This window comes from Aeromicrobium sp. HA (assembly GCF_027171405.1).
GTDB lineage: Bacteria > Actinomycetota > Actinomycetes > Propionibacteriales > Nocardioidaceae > Aeromicrobium > Aeromicrobium tamlense.
Genome location: NZ_CP114372.1, coordinates 100,626 through 127,068 on the forward strand (window position 1 = coordinate 100,626; position 26,443 = coordinate 127,068).

A 26,443-nucleotide genomic window follows, 5' to 3' on the forward strand; every position below is an offset into this window, starting at 1 on the left:
CTCGGTGACATAGGTCACACGCAGCGTCGAAAGGTCCCCCCGCATGGTCAACATCGCCGCCGATGTCTGGGCTCACGCCGAGTCCGATGCCGATCGCGTCGCGATCCGCTCGCCCCGCACCATCACCTTCGGCCAGCTGCGCCGGACGAACGAGCAGGTCGCCGGAGCCGTCCGCGCCGCGGGCGCCGCGCCGCTCGACCGGGTGCTGTTCATCGCCCCGAGCATCCCGGAGTTCCCCGAGATCTACTACGGCCTGCACGCCGCCGGCGTCACGGTCATCACGATGAACACGATGTCGACCGAGCCGGAGATCGGCTACGTGCTCGACGACTCGGGCGCCTCGCTCGTCATCGCCTGGCACGAGTGCGCCGACAACGCGCGCGCCGCCGCCGCCGACAGGGGCCTGGACTTCTGGCAGATCGACGCCGGCTTCTCGTTCGACGCCGAGCCGCTCACCGAGCCGCACCAGCACGCGGCCCAGGACACCGCGCTGATCCTCTACACGTCGGGCACGACGGGCCGCCCGAAGGGCGCCGAGCTCACCGCCGCGAACCTCGTCGACACGGTGACGTCGTTCCAGCCGGTGCTCAACATCGATCCCGACGACCGCTTCGGCACCGGGCTCCCGCTCTTCCACGTCTACGGACAGGCCGTCTGCATGAACACGACGCTGTCGACCGGGGCCTCGTTCTCGCTGGTGCACCCCTTCGACCCGAAGGTCATGCTCGACGTGATGGTGGCCGACGAGCTCACCACGCTGGCCGGCGTGCCGACGATGTGGAACGCGATGCTGCACGTCGGGGGCGACTACACGGCCGATGACTTCACCGCGCTGCGACTGGCCACGTCGGGCGGCGCGAGCCTCCCGGTCGAGGTCATCCGGGCGTTCAAGGACCGCTTCGGCTGCGCGATCCTCGAGGGCTACGGGCTGACCGAGTCCACGGGCGCCGCGACCTTCAACGACATCAACCGCGAGCAGAAGACCGGAACGGTCGGACCCGCGCTGCCCGGCTCGACCATCGAGGTCCGCGACCCCGAGGGCAACGTCCTCGGCGCCGACCAGCCCGGCGAGGTCTACATCCAGGGCCCGACGATCATGAAGGGCTACTGGAACCGGCCCGACGCGACCGCCGCCGACCTGCGCGACGGCTGGCTCAAGACCGGCGACATCGGCACGCTCGACGCCGACGGCTACCTCAGCATCGTCGACCGCGTGAAGGACCTCATCATCCGCGGTGGCTACAACGTCTACCCGCGCGAGGTCGAGGAGGTGCTGTACGAGCACCCCGACATCGTCGAGGTCGCGGTGGTGGGCGTGCCGGACGAGCACTACGGCGAGGAGATCGCCGCGGTCACCGTGCTGACCGAGGGCTCCGAGGCCACGACCGAGAGCATCCGCGCCTGGGCCAAGGAGCGGCTCTCGGCCTACAAGGTGCCGCACCTGTTCGCGTTCGTGGACGCCCTCCCGAAGGGCGCCACCGGCAAGATCCTCAAGCGGGCGATCGACCGCGACGAGCTGCGCTCGGTGGCCGCGCAGGGGAACCGCGCATGAGGCTCGACGGCAGCGTCGCGATCGTCACGGGCGCCGGTGGCGGCATCGGCGCGGCGCTGTGCCGCCGGTTCGTGGAGCACGGTGCGCGCGTCGTCGCCACCGACCTCGACGAGGGCCGCCTCAAGGAGGAGGTCGACGCGATCGCCGCCGACCACCCCGGCACGATCGAAGCGCTCGCGGGCGACTGCTCGGATGTCGAGCACATCAAGGCCACGATCGCACTCGCCGAGTCGGCGTTCGGCCCCGTGGACCTCTACGCCGCCAACGCGGGCGTGGGCCTGGGCGAGAACCTCGACGCGACGCCGTCGGACTGGCAGACCTCGATCGACGTCAACGTCATGGCGCACGTCCGGGCGGCCGAGCTGCTCGTCCCGGGCTGGCTCGAGCGCGGCAGCGGCCACTTCCTGTCCACGGCGTCGGCCGCCGGCCTGCTGACCCAGATCGGCTCGGCGACCTACTCGGTCACGAAGCACGCCGCGGTCGCCTTCGCGGAGTGGCTGTCGGTCACCTACGGGTCGCGCGGCATCGGCGTCAGCTGCCTGTGCCCCATGGGCGTCAACACGGCGATGCTCAACAGCGGCGCCGACTCCGACAGCGCGGCGGCGCGCCAGGGCGCGAAGGCGGTCACGCAGGCGGGACTCGTCCTGGAGGCACTCGAGGTGGCGGACATCGTCGTCGAGTCGCTGGGCACGGACGAGTTCCTGATCCTGCCGCACCCCGACGTCCTGGAGTTCTACCGCCGCAAGGGGTCGGACTACGACCGCTGGCTGCGCGGCATGCGCCGCTATCAGGACTCCCTCGCGTGACGAGGGATCTCAGACATCGCCGCGACCTCGCGTCGCGGCATGCGTGGAGCCGCCCGCTCGGACGACTGCACGACGGCGACCGCACGCGCGGCCGTCGGGCGTCGACCGGATGCACCGCATCCGGCCTCGCCACAGGGGGACCGGTGAACCACCCCGTAGGTGGTCAAGAGCTTGAGGAGGCTCGATGAAGTTCCGACGCATCGCACTGGGAGCGACCATGGCTCTCGCCCTGGGCACCGCTGCCGCCTGTGGAGGCTCGTCCTCCGGATCCGACGGCGGAGACGACAGCTACTCCGTCGGCATCGTTCGCTTCGCGCCGAGCGAGGTCACGACCGAGGCCGTCATCAACAAGTACACGAAGCTCGCCGAGGACGAGGGCTGGGAGGTCACGACGGCCAACCCCGACGGTGCCGTCGACAAGGCCATCGGCGCGATGCAGGACTTCGTGCAGAAGGACGTGGACCTGATCATCGTCTCGGTCATCGAGTCGAAGTCGCTGACGGCGGGCCTGAAGTCCGCCAAGGCCGCGGGCATCCCCGTCGCGTCGATCGCGGGCGGCGGCGCCGACGGCGTCACGTTCGACCTGGTCGTCTCGCCGGGCACCGAGGTCCCCGAGGCCATGGTGAAGAACATGGGCGGCAAGGGCCGCGTGCTCGCGCTGGGCTACAAGCCGGGCCTGCCGTGCCAGCTGCGCGAGGATGCCTTCAACAAGACCGTCGAGGGCACCGACATCACCGTCGACCGCCAGGAGGTCCTGATTCCGGGCCAGTTGGAGTCGGGCCAGAAGTTCGCCACGACGTGGCTGGCCAAGAACCCGAAGGGCTCCGAGCCGCTCTCCATCTGGGCCTGCTTCGACGACCCGGCGATGGGCGCGATCGTGGCGGCCAAGCAGGCCGGTCGTGACGACGTGAAGATCTACGGCTACGACGGCACCCCGCCCGCGCTGAAGGCGCTCAAGGAGGGCCAGCTCGCGGCCACCGCGGCTCCGGACACGGCGGGCTCGGCCCAGATGCTGTTCGACGCGACGCCCGACGTGATCAAGGGCGGCGTGGACGCCGAGCCGAAGACCGAGGAGATCCCCTTCCCGATCATCACGCCGGAGACGCTCGACCAGTATCTGAAGGACAACCCCGGCGCGGACGCGTCCTGAAGGGCTGGTTGACATGACGATCCGTCCAGAGCTCGACGTGCCCGCGCAGGGCGACGAGGGGGAGAAGATGACCGGAGCCACTGACAGCGTCCGGCCCGGACCGGAACCGACGACGACGGGGCTGCTCCAGATGCGTGGCATCTCCAAGTCGTTCGGCGGCAGTCGGGCTCTGGACGGCGTCTCGATCGAGGTCGAGCCCGGCTCGGTCCACGCCCTGTGCGGGGCCAACGGCGCCGGGAAGTCGACCTTGGTCAAGATCCTCGCCGGCCTCGAGCGGGCCGACGAGGGTGAGATCCTCCTCGACGGCCGGCGCGTCGAGGTCGCCAATCCGCGCGATGCGGCCGACCTCGGCCTGAGCTTCATCCACCAGGAGCTGAACCTGGTGCCGAAGTTCTCGGTGCTGCGGAACATGGCGATGGGATCGGGTCATCCCGGACGATTCGGGATCCTCGACCTGCGTCGCCTGCGCCGCGAGGCCAAGGCCGTGCAGGAGCGGCTCGGGTTCGACATCCCGCTGGACGTCGAGGTCGAGCAGCTGTCGGTCTCGGACCGGTGGATGGTCTCGCTGGGACGCTCGCTCATGCGCGATGCCCGGTTCATCGCGATGGACGAGCCGACGGCCTCGTTCACCGACGAGGAGGCCAGCCGACTGATGGCGGTGATCGAGGAGCTGACGTCCGACGGCGTGGGCATCCTCTACATCTCCCACCGTCTCGACGAGGTGCTCGAGGTCTCCGACACGATCACGGTGTTCCGCAACGGGCAGAAGGTCGCCACGCTGGACTCGGCGCAGACCGACCGCCAGGAGCTGACCACCCAGATCGTCGGCCGCGAGGTCGAGAAGCTGGTGTCGCGACTCGAGGCCGAGGCCGACGAGACCGTCGCCGAGACCCGGCCGGTGCGGCTGTCGGTGCGGAACCTGAGCCGTGCGCCGCGGGTGATCGGTGCCTCGTTCGACGTCCACGAGGGCGAGATCGTGGGCATCGCCGGCCTGGTCGGCGCGGGCCGCACCGAGCTGGCGCGGCTGCTCATCGGCGCCGACCGGGCCACCGGCGGCACGATGACGCTGAACGACGCGCCGTACGCGCCGAAGTCGCCGCACGAGGCACTGCGCGCGGGCATCGCGCTGGTGCCCGAGGAGCGGCGCAGTCAGGGGCTGGTCCTGACCGACACGGTCGAGAACAACCTCGCGATGGCCGAGCACGGCTCGTCGCCGAGCATGCGCTCGCGGTTCCGGCCGAAGTCGTCCCGGGCCACCGGGCAGGCCCTCATGGAGCGCTTCTCCGTGAAGGCCCGCTCGATCCGCGACACCGCCCACCACCTCAGTGGTGGCAACCAGCAGAAGGTCGTCGTCGGCAAGTACGTGCGGACCAGTCCCGGTCTGCTCGTGCTGGACGAGCCGACCGTGGGGGTGGACGTCGGCGCTCGCGCCGAGATCTACCGGATCATCACCGGACTGGCCTCCGAGGGCACCTCGGTCCTGGTCATCTCCAGTGACTTCGAGGAGCTCGCGATCTGCGACCGCGTCCTCGTGATGCGTGGGGGACAGCTGGTCGCCGAGGTCCCGGCCAGCGAATTCGACGAGGACCACCTCACCGCACTGTGCTTCGGAAGCCACGAGAGCTCCGGCACCACCGAAACGGAGGAAGCATGACCACGCTCATGGAGAACGAGCCGACCGCGGAGGCGCCGGCCTCGAAGTCCCACTACTTCGAGTGGTTCGGCCGCTACGGCGCGCTGCTCGTGCTGGCGGCGCTCATCATCGTCACGTCGATCCTGGCGCCGAACACCTTCCCCACGGTCGACAACGCGATCAACATCCTGAACCAGAGCGCGCTCTCGGCCATCATCGCGATGGGTCTGACGTTCGTGCTGGTGACGGGCGAGTTCGACCTCAGCATCGGCAACACGGCGAGCCTCGCCGGCGTGGCCGCGTGCTGGCTCATGGTGAACCAGGACTTCTCGATCCCGCTCGCGCTGGTGGCCATCCTGGTCGTCGGCGGCATCGTGGGCCTGATCAACGGGTTCGTCGTCACCTTCATGAACGTCTCGGCCCTGGTGGCGACCCTGGGCGTCGGCACGATCGTCATCGGCGTGAACTACATGATCTCCGACGGCGCCCCGGTCGCCCTCGGCGATCCGGACGCGTTCCTGGAGATCACGTTCGGCCGCTTCCTGGGCATCCCCTACCCCGTCTACATCATGCTCGTCATCGCGGCGCTGCTGTGGTGGCTGCTCAACCGCACGGTGCTGGGCCAGTCGATGCAGGCCGTCGGCGGCAACCGCGTGGCGGCCGAGCTGTCGGGCATCCGGGTCGACCGCGTGCGCGTCATCGCGTTCGTCGTCTGCTCGATGTGCGCGGCGGTCACCGGCTTCCTGCTGGCGTCCCGCACGGGCAGCGCGGCGGTCTCGGCCGGCGACACCTACCTGCTGAGCGCGTTCGCCGCGTCGTTCTTCGGCTCGGCCGTCCTGCGCGACGGGCAGTTCCACATCCTGGGCACGCTCGTCGGCGTCATCACCGTCTCGGTCGGCTTCAACTCGATCGCCCTGATCGGACTCGAGACCTACTGGCAGTACTTCTTCCAGGGATTGCTGCTGATCCTCGGCGTCGGCGTCGGAACGCTGGCCCGCCGGCGCGCGGCTGCCTAGCGTCGCCACTTCACGAAACCCTTCCCGCGGGGCGCCGGACGCCGGCGCCCCGCACCCCCACCCTGAGGAGACAGATCGATGGACTTCGAGCCCGATGCGATGACGCGTGAGTACCAGGACAAGCTCAACGCCTTCATGGACGAGCACGTGTACCCGGCCGAGGCGGTGTACCACCAGCAGATGGCGGAGTCGGGCAACCCGAACTTCCACCCGCCGGTCCTGGAGGACCTCAAGAAGACCGCCCGCTCGCTGGGCCTGTGGAACCTGTTCCACCCCCACAAGAACGAGGAGTGGGGCTCGCCCGGCCTGACGAACCTGCAGTACGCGCCGTTGGCCGAGATCACCGGCCGCAGCCCCTACCTGGCGCCCGAGGCGATCAACTGCAACGCCCCCGACACCGGCAACATGGAGGTCCTCCAGCTCTTCGGCACCGACGAGCACAAGGAGAAGTACCTCAAGCCGCTGCTGGCGGGCGAGATGGCGTCGGCGTTCTGCATGACCGAGCCGGCCGTGGCCAGCTCGGACGCGACGAACGTCGAGCTGCGCATGGTGGCCGACGGCGACGAGTACGTGCTGAACGGTCGCAAGTGGTTCGCGTCCAACGCGCTGCACGCGAACTGCCGCGTGCTGATCGTCATGGGCAAGACGAACGTCGAGGCCGAGACGCACCGTCAGCAGTCGATGATGGTCGTTCCGATCGACACCCCCGGCGTCACCGTGGTGCGCGGTCTGCCCGTGTTCGGCTACATGGACCGTGAGGGCCACGCCGAGATCCTGTTCGAGGACGTGCGGGTCCCCAAGACCGCGCTCCTGGCGGGCGAGGGCGACGGCTTCATGATCAGCCAGGCCCGCCTCGGCCCCGGCCGCATCCACCACTGCATGCGCTCCATCGGCATGGCCGAGCGCGCGCTGGACCTCATGATCGACCGGGCGCAGGCGCGCACCACGTTCGGCGAGCCCGTCGCGAACCGCTCCAACATCCAGGACTGGATCGCCGAGGCCCGCATCGAGATCGAGGCCACCCGCCTGCTCGTGCTCAAGACCGCGTGGCTGATGGACACGGTCGGCAACCAGAAGGCCCGCACCGAGATCGCCGCGATCAAGGTCAAGGCGCCCGAGATCGCGCTCAAGATCATCGACCGCGCCATCCAGGTGCACGGCGGCGGCGGCGTGACGGACGACTTCCCGCTCGCCAGCTTCTACGCCCACCAGCGCACCCTGCGCATCGCCGACGGACCGGACGAGGTGCACAAGCGCACCCTGGCCCGGGTCGAGCTGCGCCGCCGCGCCTCGGAGCGTGACGCCTGATGGATCTCGGACTCGCCGGCAAGACCGCCGTGGTGACGGGCGCATCGCGGGGCATCGGCCTCGCGATCGCCCGGGCCCTGCACGACGAGGGCGCGAACGTCGTCCTCACCGCGCGGAAGGAGGAGGACGCCGAGTCCGCCGCTCGCGAGGTGGGTGAGCGTGCCATCGGCATCGGCGCCCACGTCGTCGACGAGGCCGCGTCCCGCACGTGCCTCGAGCGCACGCTGGAGCGGTTCGGCAGCATCGACGTCCTGGTCAACAACGCGGGCACGAACCCGGCCTTCGGCTCGCTCGTGCAGCAGGAGCACTCGCGCTTCGCCAAGACGCTCGACGTGAACCTGTGGGGTCCCACGCTGTGGACGCAGCTGGCGCACGAGCTCTGGATGGGCGAGCACGGCGGCTCGGTGGTGCACACCGCGTCGCTCGGCGCGTTCGCCGTGGGCCCGAACCTGGCGGTCTACCACGCCTCGAAGGCGGCGCTGGTGCACCTGACGCGCCACCAGGCGCAGGAGCTGGGCCCGGGCATCCGGGTCAACGCCGTGGCTCCCGGCGTGGTGCGCACGCGCCTGGCCGAGGAGCTGTGGAAGGAGCACGAGGAGGCCGTCGCGGCGAACACCCCGCTGCGCCGGATCGGCGAGCCCGAGGACATCGGGTCCGCCGTCGCCTTCCTCGCCGGCACGACCGCGAGCTGGATCACGGGGGAGACCCTCGTGATCGACGGCGGCCAGCGCTGGGGGAGCGGACGGTGACCGTCGCCCTGGAGCTGGACGCCCTCGCGGGCTGGATGCGTGGCCGCGGCATCGACGTGGGCGGGACGATCTCCGCGACCCGCGTCGGCCGCGGCCAGTCCAACCTGACCTACCGGCTCCGGGACGAGGAGGGCCGGCAGTGGATCGCGCGCCGGCCCCCGCTGGGCGAGCTGCTCGCCTCGGCCCACGACGTGGTGCGGGAGCACCGCATCCTGTCGGCCCTGCAGGACACGCCGGTCCCGGTGCCGAGGATGGTGGGGGTCTGCGAGGACCCCGCCGTCTCCGACGTGCCGGTCGTGGTGATGGAGCACGTCGACGGCATCGTGCTGGACACCATGGAGATCGCGGAGTCCCTCGACCCGTCCGTCCGGCGTGAGGTGGGCCTGGGCATCGCGCGCACCCTCGCGGCGATCCACGCCGTCGACGTCGACGCCGTCGGCCTGGGCGACCTCGCGTCGCGGTCGCCCTACGCGGAGCGCCAGCTCAAGCGCTGGACCCGTCAGTTCGAGGCCAGCCGCACCGCCGACCGCCCCGACCTCGACGAGCTGACCGCCCTGCTGCAGGCCCACGTGCCGCCGCCGGGCGACCTCTCGCTCGTCCACGGCGACTTCCACATCCGCAACGTCATCGTCGACGGCGACACCGGCGCCCTGCGCACGGTGCTGGACTGGGAGCTGTCCACGCTCGGCGACCCGATGGCCGACATCGGCAGCACCCTGGCCTACTGGCCCGAGACCGGCGAGACCGCGAGCGGTCTCTTCGAGGCCTCGACCCTGCCCGGGTTCCCCACCCGCGCCGAGCTGGCCCAGGCCTACCTCGACGCCTCCGGGCGCGATGGCGACACGCTCGCCTTCTGGCACGTCCTGGGCGTGTGGAAGGTCGCGATCATCTGCGAGGGCGTCTACCGGCGCACCCTCGACAACCCGGCCAACACGGCCGAGGGCGGAGCGCCCACCCCCGAACGCATCCAGGCGATCATCGACCACGCCTGGCACGTCGCCGAGACGACCGGACTGGCCGGCCGTCGGCTCACCACCCCGAGAGGACGACCATGACCGAGAACGCCACCACCGAGACCACCGCGCCCGACACCGAGGCCGTGCTGGCCGAGTCGCCCACCAACTGGGGCAAGTGGGGCCCGGACGACGAGGTCGGCTCGCTGAACTACCTCGGTCCCGAGGAGGCCGTCCGCGGCGCCGCGGCGATCGTCTCGGGCGAGACCTTCACGCTCCAGGTGCCGATGGGCTCGCCCGGCCACGGCGACCCGGTGTGGCCCGGCCGCGAGCAGATCCAGCGCGAGAACGTCATGGACGAGGGCTTCTTCCAGCGCGGCGAGGGCGACGAGACCCCCGGTGGCGCGCACTACGCCGACGACAAGGCGACGATCTACCTGCAGGCGTCCACGCAGTACGACGCCCTCGGCCACGTCTGGTACGGCGGCAAGATCTGGAACGGGTTCGACGCCACCGAGACGGTCGGCCACATGCGCAAGGCCTCGGTCCTGCCCATCGCGCAGAAGGGCATCGTCGGCCGCGGCATCCTCATCGACATGGCCCGCCACCGCGGCAAGGACCACCTCGACAAGGGCGAGACGTTCACCCACGTCGACCTCGTCGAGGCGGCGAAGGCGCAGGGTCAGGAGATCCAGCCCCGCGACGTCCTCCTCATCCGCACCGGCTTCATCGGCCACTGGTACGAGACGACGCCCGAGGACTTCTACGCCGACTTCTGCGAGCCCGGCCTGACCTACTCGCCCGAGCTCGTCTCGTGGTTCCAGCGGATGGAGATCCCGAACCTCGTCACCGACACCATCGCCAACGAGGTCACGATGGACCCGAACCACGGCGTCGTGCTGCCGCTGCACAGCGCGCTCATGCGCAACCTCGGCGTCACGTTCACCGAGATCGCCTGGCTCGACGACCTGGCGGCCGCCTGTGCCGCCGACGGGCGGTGGACGTTCCTCTACACGGCGGCCCCGCTGAAGGTCGTCGGCGGCACCGGAGCGCCCGTCAATCCCGTGGTGATCCGGTGAGTCCGGGCGACAAACAGTTACCGGACAGTAGGATCGACGTGTCATGAGCGAAGCAGAAGCAGAGGACGTCGTCCGCGAGCTGCCGACCCTGGTCGACACCTCCCGGGTCCGCGAGATGCCCACCACCGCGCGCGGCGTGCGCACGCGCGCCGCGCTGGTGGCCACCGCCCGCCAGGTGTTCGAGCGCGACGGGTTCATCAACTCGCGGCTCGCCGACATCACGGCCGGGGCGAACTGCTCGATCGGCACCTTCTACACCTACTTCGACAGCAAGGAGGAGATCTTCACCGCTGTCATGCAGGCGGCCGCCGACGACATGCTGCACCCGGGCCTGTCCCGCGTCGACGACGACCTGAGCAACGTGGCGGGCATCCTCGAGGCGAGCAACCGCGCCTACGTCGAGGCGTACAAGCGCAACGCGAAGCTCAACCTGCTGCTCGAGCAGGTGGCCACGATCGACCCGGACTTCCGCAAGCTGCGCCTCGAGCGCGGCAAGGCGTTCGCCGAGCGCAACGCGCGGTGGATCAAGCGGCTCCAGGACGCCGGCTACGCCAATCCCGAGCTCGATCCGTACATGACGGCACGCGCGCTCTCGCCCATCCTGGGGCGCATGGCGTACCACGTGTTCGCCCTGGAGGAGCCGGGCATGAGCGAGGACGCGATCGTCCGCACGGCGACGCGGGTCTGGATGGACGCGCTCGGCGTCCCGCTGGACGGCTCCAAGCGCGCCTGAGGCCTACTCGAATCCCACGCTCAGTCGAATCCCACGAAGCGAGCGACCTCGTCGACCGACTCGCGTGCCGAGCGCACGTGGTTGGCGGCGAAGTCCTCGTCGGGATAGCCCATCGCGACGGCGGTGAAGATGACGTGGTCGTCGGGGATGCCCGCCTCCCGGCGCACCGCGGCGCCCTGCATGATGCCCTGGCTGTTGATCACGGTGCCGAGCCCGCGTGACCACGCGGACAGGACGAGCGCGTGCACGACGGCGCCGAGGTCGAAGTGCGCGATCGGGCTCACGGCCTCGAGGCTGCGGTCGTGCGCGATGACGATCGACACCGGCGCGTCGAACTGGCGGAAGCCGCGCATCGTCCAGTCCAGCCGCGCGTCCTGGTCCTCGCGGGCGATCCCCATCGCGCCGAACAGGCGCTTGGCGATGTCGACCTGCCGGTCGCGGTGCACGCCCTCGTAGCGCTCGGAGACGGTCACGTCGCGCTGGATCGGGGCGCCCGCCAGCATGAGCCGCGTGTTCTCCTCGCGGATGCGGTCGAGGACCTCGCCCGAGAGGACGTGGAACTTCCACGGCTGGGTGTTCATCGACGACGGCGCGAGGATCGCGTCGGCGAGGACGTCGCGGATGACGTCGGCCGGGACGGGATCGGGCCGGTAGCCGCGGACGCTGCGCCGGCCACGGAGGAGGTCGGCGAGCGGCGCCTCCGGTCCGGCGCCGAGGGCCTGCTGCTCCAGCGAGCCGGGGCGGACGGGGGACAGGGCGCTCTCGGAACTCATAGTCGAAATCATATTCGGTTTCAGGTTAGTGTGACGCAAGACCGTGACACAGGTCACACGAGAGGATCCCCCCAGATGACGACCATCCACGCAGCAGGCAGCACGTTCCACGTCGAGGACACGGGGGAGGACGACCTCCCCACGGTGGTGTGCCTCCACTCCCTGTTCCTCGACCACCGCATGTTCGACGGCCTCGTCGAGGCGGGCCGTGGCCGGTTCCGCTTCGTCCGTCCCGAGTTCCGCGGGCAGGGCGCGAGCGCCCCCGCCGAGACCGACGAGGTGACGATGGAGCAGGCCGCCGGCGACACCGCGGCCGTGCTCGACGCGCTCGGGATCAGCGATGCGCTGGTCGTCGCCTCGTCCATGGGCGGCGACGTCGCCGCCCGCCTGGCCGCCTACCGTCCCGACCTCGTCCGTGCGCTGGCGTTCGTCGGCTCGTCCGTGCGCGCGGAGCCGCCGGAGAAGGTCGAGGAGTACGTCGCGTTCGCGACGAGCGCCGCGCAGGACGGCTTCGTGGGCGACACGCTGGAGTTCCTGAAGCAGGTCATGCTCGGGCAGTCGACCCTGGCCGACCCGCAGAAGAAGGACGTCGTCGACCTGTGGTCCGGGCGCATGAGCGAGCTGCCCGCCGAGCTCCTGCCCGCCATGGTCGGGGTCATGCGGCGCAAGGACGCCACGCCGCTGCTCCCGTCGATCGCCGTGCCCTCGCTCGTGGTCTCGGGCGAGGAGTGCCCCGTGCGGCCGCCGGACTGGGCCGCCGAGCTGGCCGACGGCCTGCCGGACTCCGAGCTCGTGATGGTGCCGAAGGTCGGCCACAGCCCGCTGCTCGAGGCTCCCGACACGGTCGAGCCGAAGGTGCTCGACTTCCTCGCCGCGCACGCCTGAGACGACGAACGGCGCCGGAGCGATCTCGCTCCGGCGCCGTTCTCGTGCGGGGGTCAGGCGACCTTCAGCACCAGCTTGCCGGTGTTGCGGCCCTCGAACAGGCCCAGCAGCGTCTGGCCGAAGTCCTCGACGCCGCCCTCGACCACGGTCTCGCGCGCGACGAGCCTGCCCGAGCCGATGAGGTCGGACATGTCGGCGATCGCCGCGGCGTCCTTCTCGGGGTAGTCGAAGACCAGGAAGCCCTGCATCTTGGCGCGGAAGACCAGCAGCGACATGTAGCGCTTCGGGCCCGGAGCCAGCTTCTCGTCGTTGTACGTCGAGACGGCGCCGCAGATGATGACGCGGGCGCCGTGGCGCAGGTTCGCCAGCGCGGCGTCGAGGATGTCACCGCCGACGTTGTCGAAGTAGATGTCGATGCCCTTCGGGGCGACCTCGCGCAGGCGCTTCAGGACGTTCTCGTTCTTGTAGTCGATCGCCTCGTCGAAGCCGATCTCCTTGAGCCAGGCGCACTTCTCGGCGCCACCGGCGATGCCGATGACCGTGCAGCCCTTGGCCTTGGCCAGCTGGCCCGCGACGCTGCCCACCGCCCCCGCGGCGGCGGAGATGACGACGATGTCGCCCTCCTTCATCTCACCGACCTCGTGCAGGCCGTGGTAGGCCGTGAGGCCCGGCATGCCGAGCGCGCCCAGCCACGTGGCCGGTCCGGCGACCGACGTGTCGATCTTCTGCAGGCCCTCGCCGTTCGAGATGGCGTACTCGGTCACGCCGAGCGTGCCGGTGACCGCATCGCCGACCGCGAAGTCGGGGTGGTTCGACTCGACGACCGTTCCGGTGCCGGCGGCGCGCATGACCTCGCCGATCTGCACGGGCGGCAGGTACGAGCGCACGTCGTTCAGCCAGCCGCGCATGGCGGGGTCGAGCGAGATGTGGTCGACCTTGACGAGGAGCTCGCCGTCGCCGGGCGCCGGCAGGTCGACCTCCTCGGCCGACCACGTGGAGTCGTCCGGCAGACCGGTCGGTCGCTGGGCCAGGGTGATGCGCTTCGTGTGGGTCACGAAAAATCCTCTCGAAAGGCAGTTGAATCCGATCTCAAATTCAGTACTGTGATCCTAAGGGTGTGACACAAGCCACATCAACTGAGCATCCAAGGAGTGCCATGGCCACCGTGCAGACCGTCAAGGGCCCGATCGACAGCAGCGAGCTGGGTCGAACCCTCGTCCACGAGCACGTCTTCGTCCTCGGCGAGGAGTTCCGCATCAACTACGACGGCGAGTGGGACGAGGACCAGAAGGTCGCCGACGCCGTCCGCGACCTCAACGACCTCAAGGCCGCGGGGATCGACACGATCTTCGACCCGACCGTCCTCGGGCTCGGCCGGTACATCCCCCGCATCCAGAAGGTCGCCGCGCAGACGGACCTCAACATCGTCGTGGCCACCGGCCTCTACACGTACAACGACCTGCCGCACCAGTTCGAGCACCGCGGCCCGGGCCTGCTGTTCGACCAGCCCGAGCCGCTCGTGGAGATGTTCGTCAAGGACATCACCGAGGGCATTCTCGACACCGGCGTGAAGGCCGCGTTCCTGAAGTGCGTCATCGAGGAGCCGGGCCTGACGCCGGGCGTCGAGCGCGTCATGCGTGCCGTCGGCCAGACCAGCTCGCAGACCGGTGCGCCCGTCACCGTGCACACCAACCCGCACACCCGCTCGGGCCTCGTGGCCCAGAAGGTCCTCGGCGAGGAGGGCGTCGCCCCGGAGAAGATCGTGCTCGGTCACTCCGGCGACTCCGACGACGTCGACTACCTGACCGAGCTGGCCGAGAACGGCTCGCTGCTGGGCATGGACCGCTTCGGCCTCGACGTCTACCTCAGCACCGAGAAGCGCGTCGACACGATCGTCGAGCTGGTGCGCCGTGGCTTCGTCGACAAGATCACGCTGGCGCACGACGCCTCGTGCTACATCGACTACTTCACGCCCGAGGACAAGGTCGCGATGCAGCCGAACTGGAACTTCCGTCACATCCCCGACGACGTGGTCCCGATGCTCCTGGAGAAGGGCGTCAGCGAGGACGACGTGGACACGATGCTGGTGAAGAACCCGCGCCGATACTTCGAGTGATCCTCCCACTCGAGAGCGCAGGGCCCCGGTGCGAACCACCGGGGCCCTGCTGCGTCGAGGGAGTCCGGAGTCACGTCCTCACGATGGGGGTCCGTGCGGCGCCGGCTGTTAGGCTCGACAGGTGGACGCGCCGTTCGAGCGCAGTCCGGCCCGACGACGTTGCGCGGAGAATCGCGCCCCTGGCAAGCGGGCACCTCCACTGATTGAGACCCCTTGACCCAGATCGACCGCGGCGTTTCGCTGCCCACCTTCGACGACCTCTCCCTCCCCGACGGCCTCGTGCGCAAGCTCGCGCAGCAGGAGATCGTCAACCCCAGCCCCATCCAGCAGGCCGTCATCCCGGCCGCCCTCGAGGGCCGCAACGTCCTCGGCCGTGCCCGCACCGGCTCGGGCAAGACGCTCGCGTTCGGCCTGCCCGTGCTGGCCCGCCTCGCCGGCGGCACCAGCCGCCCCAAGGCGCCGCGCGCGCTGATCCTGCTGCCCACCCGCGAGCTCGCGATCCAGGTGCACACCGCCCTGCTGCCGCTCGCGCAGAAGATGGGTCTCAAGCACACCACCGTCTACGGCGGCGTGCCGATCAACAAGCAGATCAACACCCTCAAGGGCTCGATCGACCTCGTCATCGCGACGCCCGGCCGCCTCACCGACCTGCTCGACCGTCGCTGCCTCACGCTCGACGGCATCGAGATCACGGTGCTCGACGAGGCCGACCACCTGTGCGACCTCGGCTTCTTCAAGCCGATCGACGCCCTGCTCTCGCGCACCCCGAAGCACAGCCAGCGGCTGCTGCTGTCGGCCACGCTCGACGGCGACGTCGACAAGCTCGTCCGCCGCCACCTGCCCGACCACGCGCTGTTCGAGGTCGACCAGGTCGAGGAAAAGGTCGAGACGATGGAGCACCACGTGCTCGTCACCGAGCCGACCGAGAAGACCCGCACGGCCTACGAGCTGCTGAGCGCCAACCCGCGCAGCATCGTCTTCACCCGCACCCGCCGCGGCGCCACGCGCCTGGCGAAGCAGCTGACCCAGAAGGGCGTCACGGCCGTCGACATGCACGGCGACCTCTCGCAGCGTCACCGCGAGCGCAACCTCGCGCAGTTCACGCGCGGCGACGCCACCGTGATCGTCGCGACCGACGTGGCCGCCCGCGGCATCCACGTCGACGGCATCGGCCTGGTCGTCCACTACGACGCCCCCGCCGAGCACAAGGCGTACCTGCACCGCTCGGGCCGCACGGCGCGCGCCGGCGAGTCGGGCTCGGTCGTCACGATGACCACCCCCGACGCGCTCAAGGACGTCATGGTCCTGCAGCGCAAGGCCGGCGTCACCGCCCGCCACCACCAGGCCGGGTCGGCCCCCTCGCCGATGACTGCGGAGTCGCTCGCGACCTCGGGCACCGAGGCGCCCGAGCTGCCCGCCGACAACCGCTCGCGCGGCGGCTCGGCTCCGGCCCGCGGCGGTCGTGGCGGCCAGGGCCGTGGTGGCCAGAGTCGTGGTGGCCAGGGCGGTCGCCCGCAGGGCAACCGGAACCGCAACCGCCGCAGCGGCTCGCGCCCCCCGGCTCGCAGCAACTGACCGCCGCCTCCCGAGATGTGCTCCAATCTCCACCTTTCAGACCCGTTGAAAGGTCGAAAAAGGAGCACATCTCGGGACGCGCGGTGACCCTCAGACGGGGGCGACCTCCGCGAGGTGGCGCTCCAGCACGTCGTTGACGGCCTCGGGGTTCTCGAGGGCGTGCACGTGCCCGGTGTTCTCCATGACGACCAGCTCGGCATGGGGGACCCCGGCGACGATCTGCTCGGACTTCTCCGGCGGGTAGGTCGCGTCCTCGGTGCCGGCGACCACGACGAGCGGCACCCGGATCTTGCCGAGCTCGTCCAGCACGCCCGGTCGGTGCGCGATGTTCCACGCGGCGTCGGCGTACTCGGGTCCGCGGCTCAGCAGCAGCTCGCGGACGCCCTTCAGCACCTCGGCGCGGGACGGATCGGTCAGCGTGGTGGTGCCCATCATGAACTGCAGGACGCCCTCGAGCACCGGCTCCATGCCGTGCGCGGCGAGCACCTCGATCAGCGCGTCCATCTGGTCGGCCTGCTCCTCGACGTCGGCCGACGTGCCCATGACGACGACCGATCGGACGAGGTCGCCGTGGCGGGCGGCCAGCCGCAGGCCGATGAACCCGCCCATGGAGTTGCCGACGAACACGACGGGCTCGAGGTCGAGCGCCTCGATGAGCGCCACGACGTCGGCCGTGTGGGTGTCGTAGTCGAGCTGCTCCCGCGGTGCGCGAGCGCTGCGACCCTGGCCGCGGTGGTCGTAGCGGACCACGCGGTACCGGTCGGAGAACCGGTCGGCCTGGGCCTGGAACATCCGCGCGTCGAAGAACATCGAGGCGCTCATCAGCAGGGCCGGCGCATCGCGCGGCCCCTCGTCCTCGTAGTAGAGCGTGGTGCCGTTGACGTCGATCGTGGGCATGGGGGACTCCCGTCGTAACTGAAGGTGAACTCACCTTAGCGACATGTGGGCTGGATCACACTCACCTCTTGACAGGCTCGGGGACCCTCGCGCATGGTGGGTCCACCAACTATGTGCACTACCTGTGCATATACCTTGGATCGGCCCGTCATCGGGGGGCAAGCCGATGTGTTTGGACGAGCTCGTCCCAGCGGTTCGATCCAGACCGTCGAAGGAGACGAGCATGAAACTGTCCAGACTGATCGCGATGGCGTTCGCCGGCGCGGCCCTCACCGCAGGCACGGCGATCCGGCCGGTCGTCGCGGCCGAGAACCCGTACGAGCGCGGGCCGGCCCCGACCAACAGCAGCATCGAGGCGACCCGCGGTCCGTACGCCGTGAGCACCAAGACGATCTCGTCGCTGTCCGCGCGTGGCTTCGGGGGAGGCACGATCTACTACCCGACGTCCACGGCCGACGGCACGTTCGGCGTGGTGGCGATCTCGCCCGGCTACACGGCGGCGCAGTCGACGATCCAGTGGCTCGGCCCGCGCATCGCGTCGCAGGGCTTCGTGGTCATCACGATCGACACCAACACGCGACTCGACCAGCCGGGCTCGCGCGGCACGCAGCTGCTCGCGGCGCTCGACCAGACGATCGCCGACACCACGGTGCGCTCGCGCATCGACGCTTCGCGCCAGGCCGTGGTCGGTCACTCGATGGGCGGCGGCGGCACGCTCGAGGCCGCCAAGTCCCGGCGCTCGATCGAGGCCACGGTCGGCCTGACGCCCTGGAACCTCGACAAGACGTGGCCCGAGGTCGAGGCGGCGTCGCTGGAGATCGGTGCCCAGAACGACACGGTCGCGCCCCCCGGCTCGCACGCGATCCCGTTCTACAACTCGCTGACGAACGCCGAGCGGCGCGCGTACCTGGAGCTGCGTGGCGCCAGCCACTTCGCCCCGAACACCAGCAACACGACGATCGCGAAGTACACGATCGCCTGGCTCAAGCGGTACGTCGACGACGACACCCGCTACGAGCAGTTCATCAGCCCGGGCCCGAGCCCGTCGCTGACCAACGGGATCTCGGACTACCGGATCCAGTGAGCACGGGGCGTCGGGGCCGGACTGGGGGGACGGCCCCGACGCCACTCAATTTTTAGAACGCGCTCAACCGTTCTCCTCTCGCGAACGGTTCGACGCGTTCCAGAAGTGCGCCGGGGCGGTGGGTAGGGTGGCGCGATGCCCACCCGCCTCGCCACCGACGCCGATCTGCCGACCCTCGCCTCCGTCCTCGGCGAGGCTTTCGCCGACTACCCGTGGACCCGCTGGACCCTCCCGGGTGACGGGCGGCTCGCGCGGCTGACCGAGATCCAGGGCGTGTACCTCGCCCACGCGGCCGCCCACGGCGGACGCGTCTGGACGACGCCGGAACTCGACGCCGTGGCCGTGCTCATCCCGACTTCGCTGCCGGACCCGTCACCCGAGGTCGGGGAGCGGATCGTCGCCCTGCACGGCGACGGCTGGCAGCGTCTCGTCGACCACGAGGTCGCGATCGGTCCACGGCGTCCCGAGGCGGACTGGCTGCTCGCCACCGTCGGCGTCGACCCGGCGCAGCAGGGCCGCGGACTGGGCACGACGGTCCTCGAGGCGGCGCTGGCCGACCTCGGCGATGCCCGCGTCCTGCTGGAGACCTCATCGGAGGCGAACGTGCGTCTCTACGAGCGACTCGGGTTCCGCGTCGTCGAGCAGGTCGAGAGCGCCGGCCCCGACGTCTGGATCATGCTCCGCTGACGCCTTCAGGAGTTCCGCAGCATGTCGATCAGCTCGGACTTCCTCTTGCCGGAGTAGCCGGTGAGGCCGATCTCCTTGGCGCGCTGGCGCAGGTCGGCGACGGTCCAGTCCTCGTAGGCGGGTGACGACCCACCGCGCTTGCCGACGGTCTTCTTGCCGTCGCGGGCCGCGGCGTTCGAGATGCGCGCCGCCTTCGACTTCGAGGCGCCGTCGTCGCGCAGCTCCTCGTACAGGTCGGGGTTCTTGATGCTCGACGGGGTCTTCTTCTTCGGTGCCATGGGATCTCCTCTCGATCCCACGACACCACGACCCGCGGCTCCCCGCGACCGGACGGTCAGTGCTCGAGCAGGGCGCGGGCGAGCGCGCCCACTTGCTCGTGCTCGATGAGGAAGCCGTCATGGCCGTGCGGCGAGTGCACCACGGCGAGCGGCTCGGCGGTGGGGATGAGGTCGGCCAGCTCCTGCTGCTGGTACGGCGGGTAGAGCCGGTCGGAGTCGATCGCGGCGACGACCGTGCGCGCCGTGACCCGGCCGAGCGCGGACTCGAGACCGCCGCGGCCGCGGCCCACGTCGTGGCTGTTCATCGCATCGCCGAGCGCGATGTACGACCACGCGTCGAAGCGCTTCACCAGCTTGTCGCCGTGGTGCTGCAGGTAGGACTGCACCGCGAACCGCCCGTCGGACTGCACCTCGCGACCGAACCGCTCGGCCAGCTCGGCCTCGCTGCGGTAGGTCGTGTGCGCGATGCGGCGGGCCAGCTCGAGACCGGCCTCGGGCCCGGCGGCCCGGATGATGTCCGCCTGCGTCGAGGTCCAGGCGATCTGCTCGGCCGAGGCGTAGGCCGACGAGGCGAGCAGGAACAGCCGCTCGACGCGCTCGGGGTGCGTGACCGCCCACTCGACCGCGCGCATGCCGCCGGCGGACCCGCCGATCACCGCGTGCCAGCGGTCGATGCCGAGGTGCTCGGTGAGCATCAGCTCGGCCGCGACCTGGTCGCGGACGGTGATCGCGGGGAACCGGTTGCCCCACACGCGTCCGTCGGGTCCGGGCGAGGCCGGACCCGTGGTGCCCTTGCAGCCGCCGAGGATGTTGGCGGCCACGACGAAGAAGCGGTCGGTGTCGATGCCGAGTCCGGGGCCGACGACCTGGTTCCACCACCCGTCGGGTCCGGCGACGATCGAGTCGCCGGTGAGGGCGTGGAGGACGAGGACCGCGTTGTCGCCGGTGAACTCGCCCCACGTGTCGTACGCGACCTCCAGACGCGGGAGGACCTCACCCCCTTCGAGGGTGAGGTCTCCCAGCGGCTGGATCGTGGTCACTTGGCGGCTCGGAACCCGGCGTCCAGGTCGGCGAGGATGTCGTCGATGCCCTCGAGGCCGACGGCCAGGCGGACCAGACCGGGGGTGACGCCGGTGGCGGCGTGCTCCTCGGGCGTGCCCTGCGAGTGCGTGGTGCTGGCCGGGTGGATGGCCAGCGAGCGCACGTCGCCGATGTTGGCCACGTGGCTGAACAGCTCGAGGGCGTCGATGAAGCGACGGCCGGCGTCGACGCCGCCGGGCAGCTCGAACGTCAGCACCGCGCCGGAGCCACGGGGCGTGTACTTGTCGGCGAGCCCCTTGTAGGGGTTGCCGTCGAGCGAGGCCCAGGTGACCTTCGCGACGTCCTCGCGCGCCTGGAGCCACTCGGCCACCTTGCGGGTGTTCTCGATGTGGCGCTCCACGCGCAGGCTCAGGGTCTCGATGCCCTGGGCGATGAGGAAGGCGTTGAACGGCGAGACGGCCGGGCCGACGTTGCGCAGGTACTGCACGCGCAGCTTGGCGATGAACGCCGCCGGGCCGAGGGCCTCGGTGAAGACGAGACCGTGGTAGCTCGCGTCGGGCGTGTTGAAGCCCGGGTACTTGTCGCCGTGGGCGGCGTAGTCGAACGTGCCGCCGTCGATGACGACGCCGGCGATCGCGGTGCCGTGGCCGCCGATGTACTTCGTGGCCGAGTGGATCACCGTGTCGGCGCCGTGCTTGAGCGGGTTCAGCAGGTACGGCGTGGCGACGGTGTTGTCGACGATGAACGGGACGCCGACCTCCTTCGCGACGGCGCTGATGGCCTCGAGGTCGAGGATGTCGCCCTTGGGGTTGCCGATGGTCTCGCCGAAGAACGCCTTCGTGTTCTCGCGGGCGGCCGCGCGCCAGGCCTCGGGGTTGTTGTTGTCCTCGACGAAGCTGACCTCGATGCCGAGCTTCGGGAACGTGTGGCGCAGCAGCGAGTCGGTGCCGCCGTAGAGGCTGGCGGACGCGACGATGTGGTCGCCGGCCTCGGCCACGTTGGTGAGCGCGCCGGTGGTGGCGGCCTGGCCCGAGGCCACGAGCAGCGCGCCGACGCCGCCCTCGAGGGCCGCGAGGCGCTGCTCGACGACGTCCTGCGTCGGGTTCATGATGCGGGTGTAGATGTTGCCGGGCTCCGCGAGGCCGAACAGGTCGGCGGCGTGCTGCGTGTCGCGGAACTGGTACGAGGTGGTCTGGTAGATCGGCAGTGCGCGCGCACCCGTGGCGGGGTCGGGCGTCTGGCCGGCGTGGATCTGCTTGGTCTCGAACGACCAGTGCTCGCTCATGGATGCTCCTTCGACGTCGGGTGTCAGCCCGAGCCTGTCACCGTTCGGCGGGTCCTTCCGGGAGTCTCACCATGCGAGAGCGGGTCTCAGGACATGTCGAACGGCTGCGCGGTGGACTCGAGCACCGAGAGCCACAGGTCGCCGTCGGGGTTCACGTTCTGCGTGTTCTTCACGACCACCGAGATCGGCACGTGCGCGAACCGGTGGCGCGGACGCCCGATCACCATGTCGGTGCGGCCGGCCATCGCCGCGTGCACGGCGGCCTGCGCGAGGCGCGTGCAGTAGACCGAGTCGGCGGGGTCGGCCGGCACCGAGCGGATCATGTAGCCGGGGTCGAAGTAGCGCAGGGTCAGCGGCTCGTCGTGGTCCTTGAAGTCGCGCGCGATCTGGGCGCGCAGGAAGCCGGCGAAGTCGCCGAGCACGGTGTTGCCGCTCGCGTCGGTGCGGCGGCTGGCGGGGATCAGGTCCTGCCCGGCGCCCTCGGCCAGCACGATCACGGCGCTGCCGCGCTCCTTCACGCGCTTGCGCAGCGTGGCGAGCAGGCCGTTCTCGCCCTGGAGGTTGAACGGCACCTCGGGGATCAGCACGAAGTCAGCGTCGTGGTTGGCCAGCGCGGCGTAGCAGGCGATGAAGCCGGCGGCGCGGCCCATGACCTTGACGACGCCGACGCCGCCGATGGCCGCCTCGACCTCGACGCGCGCGCCCTTGATCGACTCGGCCGCCTTCGCGTAGGCGGTCTGGAAGCCGAAGCTCGTGCCGATGAGCGGGATGTCGTTGTCGATCGTCTTCGGCACGCCGACCACCGCGATCGGCAGGTTGCGCTCGAGCGCCTCCTCGGCGATGGCGTGCGCGCCACGCATCGAGCCGTCGCCTCCGATGACGAAGAGGATGTCGATCTCGCGGTGCACGAGATTGTCGACGATCTGCGGGACGCTCTGGCCGCCTCGGGAGGAGCCCAGCACCGTGCCGCCGCGGTCGGTGATCGTCTCGACGAACGAGGGGGTCAGGGTGATCGGGTCGGGCGACTTGCCGGGAACGAGGCCCGCGTAGCCGTTCTTGAACCCGGTGATGTCGGTGACGCCGTAGTGCTCGAACAGCTCCAGCACGATGGCGCGGATGACGTCGTTGAGGCCGGGGCACAGGCCGCCGCACGTCACGATGCCGACCTTCGTCTTCTTCGGGTCGAAGAAGAGCTTGCGGCGCGGACCGCCGGGCTCGAACGAGGGGACCTCGTCGAGCGGGATGCCGCCGCGGGCCTGCAGCAGCGAGATCGTGTCGTCGATGAGGACCCGGTCGGTCTCGGCGACGTAGTAGGCGTTCGTGCTCCGGGCCGCGACGTAGTCGGCCAGCGGCGAGTCGTACGTGCACTCGCCGAGGGTGCGGACCTGCAGTTCCTCGAGCGTCACCACGGTGACAGGCTATCGGAGCCGAGGATCTGCGATCGGCACGCGGATGTCCACCCGGTCGTTAAACTCGGGACGTGGACACGCAGGCCGGTTCCCGATCCGGACGCGGGCGCCGCCGCCCGATGCGGGCGGTGCACACCGCGGCGGTCCTGCACGACAGCCCCACGCCCCTGGCCCGCATGGTCGGTCGCGGCGCGCGGATGACCGTGAAGCCCCTGCTGAGGATGGCTCCGGTCGACGTCCGCACCATCCGACGCATCCAGCGGTTCTCCGAGGTCGTGAACCGCGGCGCGTCCGAGGACATCGCCGTCGAGGTGTGTGAGATCGGCGGCGTCCCGGGCGAGGTGATGACGCCCGGCGACGGGCCCACCACGGGACTGCACCTGCTCTACCTGCACGGAGGCGGCTTCTTCACCGGCAGCGTCCACTCCTACCGCTCGATGCTCGAGGAGATCGTGCGGGCCACCGGCGGCACCATCTACGCGATCGACTACCGCCAGCTGCCCGATGCCGGGATCGCCGAGTCGGTGCAGGACGCGATCGCCGCCTACGCCGGCGTGCTCGACCGGGCGCCCGACGCCTCGAAGGTGGTCGTCGCGGGCGACTCCGCCGGCGGCTACCTGACGATGAAGGTCGCCGAGCTGGCCACGCGCCGGGGCCTGCCCGCACCGGCCGCGCTCATCGCGTTCTCGCCGCTGCTCAGCCTCGAGCCCGACCGCCAGGACAAGAACGTCATGCGCGTCGACAAGGTGCGGGAGGCCGTGCTGCCGATCGCGCGCGTCGCGGCGCTGCGTCGGCTCTGGCTGCCCGAGGACGGCGCCGCGATCGAGGGCTTCGCCGATCCGCTCCACGCGAGCGCCTACATCCACTCGCCCACGCAGCTGGTGGCCGTCGAGGACGAGTTCCTGCGACCCGAGGTCGAGGCGCTCGCGCTGCTGCTCGACGACAAGGGCGTCGAGGTCGACGTGCACCTGTGGCGCGGGCAGCTGCACGCCTTCCCGATCATGGCCGGGCACCTGCCCGACGCCGACCTCGCGATCGAGCTCGCCGCCGAGTTCGCCCTCACGCACATCGGCGAGCCCCCGGCCGTCGAGGTCGAGGACCTCGACGCCCAGCCCGAGACCCTCGAGGGCGAGATGGCCTGACGGTTTCCCCGGTTAACCGGGGAAACTGTCACTTCGCGAGGTTCGCGAACCTCGCGAAGTGACAGGAAACCTCCGTCAGTGAGTGGCGGTCAGCCGACCACCTTCACCTTGATCACGTGCAGCTTGCCGTTCTGCGTGTAGCCGAGGTTCCACGAGCGGGTGCGGCTCGTCGTCATCGACATCTTCACGCCGAGGGCCCAGCGGTCCTTCCCGGCCTTCTTGAACGGGACCGAGCCGCGGTGCGGCTTGCCGGGCGCCGGCGTCGCGTAGACGTAGCGGGCCTTCGAGCCGCGGACGACGATCGTGTAGGTCTCGCCGTGGCGGACCTGGTAGACGCCGTTCTTCAGCTTCGCGCCCTCGATCTTGTAGCCCGCGAGGCGGTACGCGACGCGCTTCGTGCGGACGTTGCCCGCGACGTCGGTGGCCTTGGCGGTGACGACGACCCGGCTGCCGCTGCGCTTCGTGGTGATCTTGCAGGTCTTCACGCTCGAGAGCGAGTCCTTCGCCGAGCAGGTCGGCTTCGGTGCGTCGAAGTAGCTGCGACCGGACTTCACGCCGCGGATGCCGACGCGGGGCTTGCTGCGGTCGATCTTCACCGCGGCGGTGACGGTGGCGATGCCGCCGTCGGCCGTGTGGATCGTGCGGGTGACGGTGCTGGAGCCCTGACGCGAGACCTTGACCGGCTTCGGGCACGCGGTGGTCAGCTCGGCGCCCTTGGCGTCGCAGCCGAACGAGATCGTGACCGGGTGGCGGTACCAGCCGCCGCTCGACTTCTGCGACGAGATGACGCGAGCCGTGAGCGCGGGGTTGCTGCGCGAGGTCGAGCCCGACGAGGCGGTGAACTCGGTGCTGCCGGCGTACGCGGCGGAGACGGCGTGCGAGCCGTCGGTCGGTACGGTGTGCGCGAGCTTCGCGGTGCCGTGGTCGAGGGCGGCGGCGCCGACCTTCCTGCCGTCGACGAAGAACGTGACCTCGCCGGTGGGCGTGCCCGCGCCGGGAGCGACGGGCGCGACCGTGGCGGACAGCTCACGCGGCTTCACCGAGACCTTCGTGGTCGTGCCGGCGGCCGAGACGGTGACCGTATCGCTGTCGCTGCTGCTGCCGTACTGGTAGTTCGCCTCGGGCCACCAGGTCGCGTCGACCTGGTGCGTGCCGACGCCGAGATCGAGCGCCGTGGACGCGCGGCCGGCCTCGTCGTAGGCGACGTGGTCGACGATGTCGCCGTCCACACGGAACTGGACGACGCCGCCGGCGTCGCCGAGGGAGCCCTCGGTGCCCAGCTGCGCGGTGGCCGTCGTGCCCTGGCCGGTCACCGGGTTCGCCGGCTCGAACGAGAGGTCGAGCGAGGTCTCGAAGGCGTCGACCTGGACGTCCTGCTCGACCGGATCGGCCGCGAGGAAGCCGGTGGCGGCCGCCTGGTCGGCGACGATCGTGCAGGTGCCGGCGCGGTGGAACGTCACGGTCGAGCCCTCGATCGTGCACTCGTCCCGCGTCGAGGACGAGAAGGTCACGGGGTTGCCGGACTCGCCACCGGTCGCGGTGACCTCGTACGTGTCACCGGGGTGCACGGTCTCCGGTGCGGTGGACGTGAAGGTGATGGTCTGCTCGGCGTCCGGCGGCGTGACCGGGCCGGAGCAGGCCTCGCCGAGGCGCAGCGTCAGCGCGGTGGGCACCGACGGCCGCATGCCGTTCGCCGCAAGGGCGAGGTCGGGGGTCATCAGGAAGTGGCCGCGGAACTCCCCGTACAGGAAGTGCGTCAGTGGCACGACGGTGCTGTCGGGGCGGACGTAGACGGTGGAGAGAGTCTTCGTCGCGGGGTCGATCGACCAGACCGCGGTCTGCCGGCGGTTCACCGAGGGCGAGCCGGCGGCTACGGGAGCACCCAGCACACCAAACGCCCACTCGTACCGGCCGCCCATCGGAGCCGCGGAGTAGTTGTCGTCGACTCCCAGCACCTGGGAGCCGTCCTGCAGGGAGAGATCCTGCTGCGTCCCGGCGGGAATGGAGAAGCGGTGGGCCGACTCCGGGTCGGTGGAGACCGCTGCGGCACCGGCGACACCCTGCCCGTCGTACGCGCCCGCACAGCCGACGATCGTGTCGCCGGAGATGAGCTGCAGTCGGCCGCTGTAGGTCTCGGGGGCCGCGTGGGCCGTGGCGGGGAGGAGGGCCACCGCGGCGGCGAGGCCGACGGCCGCGCTGGTCGCGATGGAGGTGACGCGTCGATACATGGGGTTCGCTCTCGCATGGGGACACGGAGCGCTCCACCCCGCGTGAGCGACACTAGGTTTCACG

24 protein-coding genes are annotated in these 26,443 nt (G+C 70.4%); 16 read left to right on the forward strand and 8 right to left on the reverse strand.

The features are described 5' to 3' along the window. Positions 1-43 precede the first annotated feature (43 nt). The 10 genes from O3S82_RS00405 to O3S82_RS00450 all read left to right on the forward strand — a co-directional run bounded on the left by O3S82_RS00405 (position 44) and on the right by O3S82_RS00450 (position 10,979). On the forward strand, positions 44-1,552 hold the full coding sequence (locus O3S82_RS00405; protein WP_179427090.1) for an AMP-binding protein: 1,509 nt from the start codon (positions 44-46) through the stop codon (positions 1,550-1,552). After that, a complete protein-coding gene (locus O3S82_RS00410; protein ID WP_269304654.1) occupies positions 1,549-2,358 on the forward strand; it encodes an SDR family oxidoreductase in 810 nt (269 codons plus the stop codon). Before O3S82_RS00405 ends, O3S82_RS00410 begins: the two co-directional genes overlap by 4 nt. Before the next feature lie 184 nt (positions 2,359-2,542). After that, the gene (locus O3S82_RS00415) at positions 2,543-3,508 is read left to right on the forward strand and encodes a sugar ABC transporter substrate-binding protein (RefSeq protein WP_179427086.1); all 966 of its coding nucleotides are present in this window, start codon (positions 2,543-2,545) and stop codon (positions 3,506-3,508) included. A gap of 13 nt (positions 3,509-3,521) precedes the next feature. After that, entirely contained in the window at positions 3,522-5,162 is a 1,641-nt protein-coding gene (locus O3S82_RS00420; RefSeq protein WP_179427084.1) for a sugar ABC transporter ATP-binding protein, read from the forward strand. Next, complete coding sequence (locus O3S82_RS00425; protein ID WP_179427082.1) at positions 5,159-6,157, forward strand: ABC transporter permease; 999 nt, start codon at positions 5,159-5,161, stop codon at positions 6,155-6,157. The genes O3S82_RS00420 and O3S82_RS00425 overlap by 4 nt, the downstream gene beginning before the upstream one ends. Before the next feature lie 78 nt (positions 6,158-6,235). Further along, positions 6,236-7,465, forward strand: a complete 1,230-nt coding sequence (locus O3S82_RS00430; protein WP_269304659.1) for an acyl-CoA dehydrogenase family protein — start codon at positions 6,236-6,238, stop codon at positions 7,463-7,465. After that, a complete protein-coding gene (locus O3S82_RS00435) occupies positions 7,465-8,214 on the forward strand; it encodes an SDR family oxidoreductase (RefSeq protein ID WP_218845948.1) in 750 nt (249 codons plus the stop codon). The genes O3S82_RS00430 and O3S82_RS00435 overlap by 1 nt, the downstream gene beginning before the upstream one ends. After that, entirely contained in the window at positions 8,211-9,269 is a 1,059-nt protein-coding gene (locus O3S82_RS00440) for a phosphotransferase family protein (protein WP_269304662.1), read from the forward strand. The genes O3S82_RS00435 and O3S82_RS00440 overlap by 4 nt, the downstream gene beginning before the upstream one ends. Further along, positions 9,266-10,246 (forward strand): cyclase family protein, encoded by a 981-nt coding sequence (locus tag O3S82_RS00445; protein WP_179427078.1) that lies wholly within the window; start codon positions 9,266-9,268, stop codon positions 10,244-10,246. The genes O3S82_RS00440 and O3S82_RS00445 overlap by 4 nt, the downstream gene beginning before the upstream one ends. Positions 10,247-10,289: 43 nt before the next feature. Beyond that, positions 10,290-10,979 (forward strand): TetR/AcrR family transcriptional regulator, encoded by a 690-nt coding sequence (locus O3S82_RS00450; protein ID WP_179427076.1) that lies wholly within the window; start codon positions 10,290-10,292, stop codon positions 10,977-10,979. 20 nt (positions 10,980-10,999) lie between these two features. Here the strand turns inward: O3S82_RS00450 and O3S82_RS00455 are convergent, their stop codons facing one another. Continuing rightward, positions 11,000-11,752, reverse strand: a complete 753-nt coding sequence (locus O3S82_RS00455; RefSeq protein ID WP_269304665.1) for a nitroreductase — start codon at positions 11,750-11,752, stop codon at positions 11,000-11,002. A gap of 75 nt (positions 11,753-11,827) precedes the next feature. Here O3S82_RS00455 and O3S82_RS00460 point away from each other — a divergent pair, with 75 nt between their 5' ends. Next, positions 11,828-12,637, forward strand: coding sequence for an alpha/beta fold hydrolase (locus O3S82_RS00460; RefSeq protein WP_179427074.1), 810 nt, complete (start codon positions 11,828-11,830; stop codon positions 12,635-12,637). A 53-nt stretch (positions 12,638-12,690) separates the two neighbouring features. On the opposite strand, the gene O3S82_RS00465 is transcribed toward O3S82_RS00460, so the two are convergent. Continuing rightward, positions 12,691-13,692 (reverse strand): NADP-dependent oxidoreductase, encoded by a 1,002-nt coding sequence (locus tag O3S82_RS00465; RefSeq protein ID WP_269304667.1) that lies wholly within the window; start codon positions 13,690-13,692, stop codon positions 12,691-12,693. Between the two features lie 101 nt (positions 13,693-13,793). Between O3S82_RS00465 and O3S82_RS00470 the strand changes: the two genes are divergently transcribed. Both O3S82_RS00470 and O3S82_RS00475 read left to right on the forward strand, forming a co-directional pair. Then, the gene (locus tag O3S82_RS00470) at positions 13,794-14,753 is read left to right on the forward strand and encodes a phosphotriesterase family protein (RefSeq protein ID WP_179427072.1); all 960 of its coding nucleotides are present in this window, start codon (positions 13,794-13,796) and stop codon (positions 14,751-14,753) included. Between the two features lie 213 nt (positions 14,754-14,966). After that, positions 14,967-16,328, forward strand: coding sequence for a DEAD/DEAH box helicase (locus O3S82_RS00475; RefSeq protein ID WP_269304670.1), 1,362 nt, complete (start codon positions 14,967-14,969; stop codon positions 16,326-16,328). 90 nt (positions 16,329-16,418) lie between these two features. Here the strand turns inward: O3S82_RS00475 and O3S82_RS00480 are convergent, their stop codons facing one another. Continuing rightward, positions 16,419-17,225: an alpha/beta fold hydrolase gene (locus O3S82_RS00480; protein ID WP_179427071.1), complete on the reverse strand. Its 807-nt coding sequence runs from the start codon at positions 17,223-17,225 to the stop codon at positions 16,419-16,421. Positions 17,226-17,448: 223 nt separating this feature from the next. On the opposite strand from O3S82_RS00480, the gene O3S82_RS00485 reads away from it, so the two are divergent. Together O3S82_RS00485 and O3S82_RS00490 are read left to right on the forward strand one after the other, a co-directional pair. Beyond that, complete coding sequence (locus O3S82_RS00485) at positions 17,449-18,309, forward strand: poly(ethylene terephthalate) hydrolase family protein (RefSeq protein ID WP_269304672.1); 861 nt, start codon at positions 17,449-17,451, stop codon at positions 18,307-18,309. A 135-nt stretch (positions 18,310-18,444) separates the two neighbouring features. After that, complete coding sequence (locus tag O3S82_RS00490) at positions 18,445-18,996, forward strand: GNAT family N-acetyltransferase (RefSeq protein WP_269304674.1); 552 nt, start codon at positions 18,445-18,447, stop codon at positions 18,994-18,996. A gap of 5 nt (positions 18,997-19,001) precedes the next feature. Here O3S82_RS00490 and O3S82_RS00495 read toward each other — a convergent pair whose 3' ends face one another. The 4 genes from O3S82_RS00495 to O3S82_RS00510 form a co-directional block, all read right to left on the reverse strand. Next, on the reverse strand, positions 19,002-19,274 hold the full coding sequence (locus tag O3S82_RS00495; RefSeq protein WP_269304676.1) for a DUF7218 family protein: 273 nt from the start codon (positions 19,272-19,274) through the stop codon (positions 19,002-19,004). A gap of 56 nt (positions 19,275-19,330) precedes the next feature. Continuing rightward, complete coding sequence (gene metX, locus O3S82_RS00500) at positions 19,331-20,314, reverse strand: homoserine O-acetyltransferase MetX (protein ID WP_269304678.1); 984 nt, start codon at positions 20,312-20,314, stop codon at positions 19,331-19,333. Then, entirely contained in the window at positions 20,311-21,600 is a 1,290-nt protein-coding gene (locus tag O3S82_RS00505) for a bifunctional o-acetylhomoserine/o-acetylserine sulfhydrylase (RefSeq protein WP_269304680.1), read from the reverse strand. Before O3S82_RS00505 ends, metX begins: the two co-directional genes overlap by 4 nt. An 86-nt stretch (positions 21,601-21,686) precedes the next feature. Then, on the reverse strand, positions 21,687-23,009 hold the full coding sequence (locus O3S82_RS00510) for an ATP-dependent 6-phosphofructokinase (RefSeq protein ID WP_179427060.1): 1,323 nt from the start codon (positions 23,007-23,009) through the stop codon (positions 21,687-21,689). 71 nt (positions 23,010-23,080) lie between these two features. Between O3S82_RS00510 and O3S82_RS00515 the strand changes: the two genes are divergently transcribed. Beyond that, positions 23,081-24,151, forward strand: a complete 1,071-nt coding sequence (locus O3S82_RS00515; RefSeq protein ID WP_269304682.1) for an alpha/beta hydrolase — start codon at positions 23,081-23,083, stop codon at positions 24,149-24,151. 89 nt (positions 24,152-24,240) lie between these two features. Here the strand turns inward: O3S82_RS00515 and O3S82_RS00520 are convergent, their stop codons facing one another. Next, positions 24,241-26,379: an Ig-like domain-containing protein gene (locus tag O3S82_RS00520; protein ID WP_269304685.1), complete on the reverse strand. Its 2,139-nt coding sequence runs from the start codon at positions 26,377-26,379 to the stop codon at positions 24,241-24,243. Between the last annotated feature and the right edge of the window lie 64 nt (positions 26,380-26,443).

Bases quoted from the DNA above. Each gene is read 5' to 3' on its own strand.
- O3S82_RS00460 (WP_179427074.1), top strand. From the start codon at position 11,828: ATGACGACCATCCACGCAGCAGGCAGCACGTTCCACGTCGAGGACACG.
- O3S82_RS00410 (WP_269304654.1), top strand. From the start codon at position 1,549: ATGAGGCTCGACGGCAGCGTCGCGATCGTCACGGGCGCCGGTGGCGGC.
- O3S82_RS00445 (WP_179427078.1), top strand. From the start codon at position 9,266: ATGACCGAGAACGCCACCACCGAGACCACCGCGCCCGACACCGAGGCC.
- O3S82_RS00470 (WP_179427072.1), top strand. From the start codon at position 13,794: ATGGCCACCGTGCAGACCGTCAAGGGCCCGATCGACAGCAGCGAGCTG.
- O3S82_RS00485 (WP_269304672.1), top strand. From the start codon at position 17,449: ATGAAACTGTCCAGACTGATCGCGATGGCGTTCGCCGGCGCGGCCCTC.
- O3S82_RS00420 (WP_179427084.1), top strand. From the start codon at position 3,522: ATGACGATCCGTCCAGAGCTCGACGTGCCCGCGCAGGGCGACGAGGGG.
- O3S82_RS00435 (WP_218845948.1), top strand. From the start codon at position 7,465: ATGGATCTCGGACTCGCCGGCAAGACCGCCGTGGTGACGGGCGCATCG.
- O3S82_RS00430 (WP_269304659.1), top strand. From the start codon at position 6,236: ATGGACTTCGAGCCCGATGCGATGACGCGTGAGTACCAGGACAAGCTC.
- O3S82_RS00405 (WP_179427090.1), top strand. From the start codon at position 44: ATGGTCAACATCGCCGCCGATGTCTGGGCTCACGCCGAGTCCGATGCC.
- O3S82_RS00415 (WP_179427086.1), top strand. From the start codon at position 2,543: ATGAAGTTCCGACGCATCGCACTGGGAGCGACCATGGCTCTCGCCCTG.
- O3S82_RS00425 (WP_179427082.1), top strand. From the start codon at position 5,159: ATGACCACGCTCATGGAGAACGAGCCGACCGCGGAGGCGCCGGCCTCG.
- O3S82_RS00450 (WP_179427076.1), top strand. From the start codon at position 10,290: ATGAGCGAAGCAGAAGCAGAGGACGTCGTCCGCGAGCTGCCGACCCTG.
- O3S82_RS00495 (WP_269304676.1), bottom strand. From the start codon at position 19,274: ATGGCACCGAAGAAGAAGACCCCGTCGAGCATCAAGAACCCCGACCTG.
- O3S82_RS00520 (WP_269304685.1), bottom strand. From the start codon at position 26,379: ATGTATCGACGCGTCACCTCCATCGCGACCAGCGCGGCCGTCGGCCTC.
- O3S82_RS00490 (WP_269304674.1), top strand. From the start codon at position 18,445: ATGCCCACCCGCCTCGCCACCGACGCCGATCTGCCGACCCTCGCCTCC.
- O3S82_RS00480 (WP_179427071.1), bottom strand. From the start codon at position 17,225: ATGCCCACGATCGACGTCAACGGCACCACGCTCTACTACGAGGACGAG.
- O3S82_RS00455 (WP_269304665.1), bottom strand. From the start codon at position 11,752: ATGAGTTCCGAGAGCGCCCTGTCCCCCGTCCGCCCCGGCTCGCTGGAG.
- O3S82_RS00505 (WP_269304680.1), bottom strand. From the start codon at position 21,600: ATGAGCGAGCACTGGTCGTTCGAGACCAAGCAGATCCACGCCGGCCAG.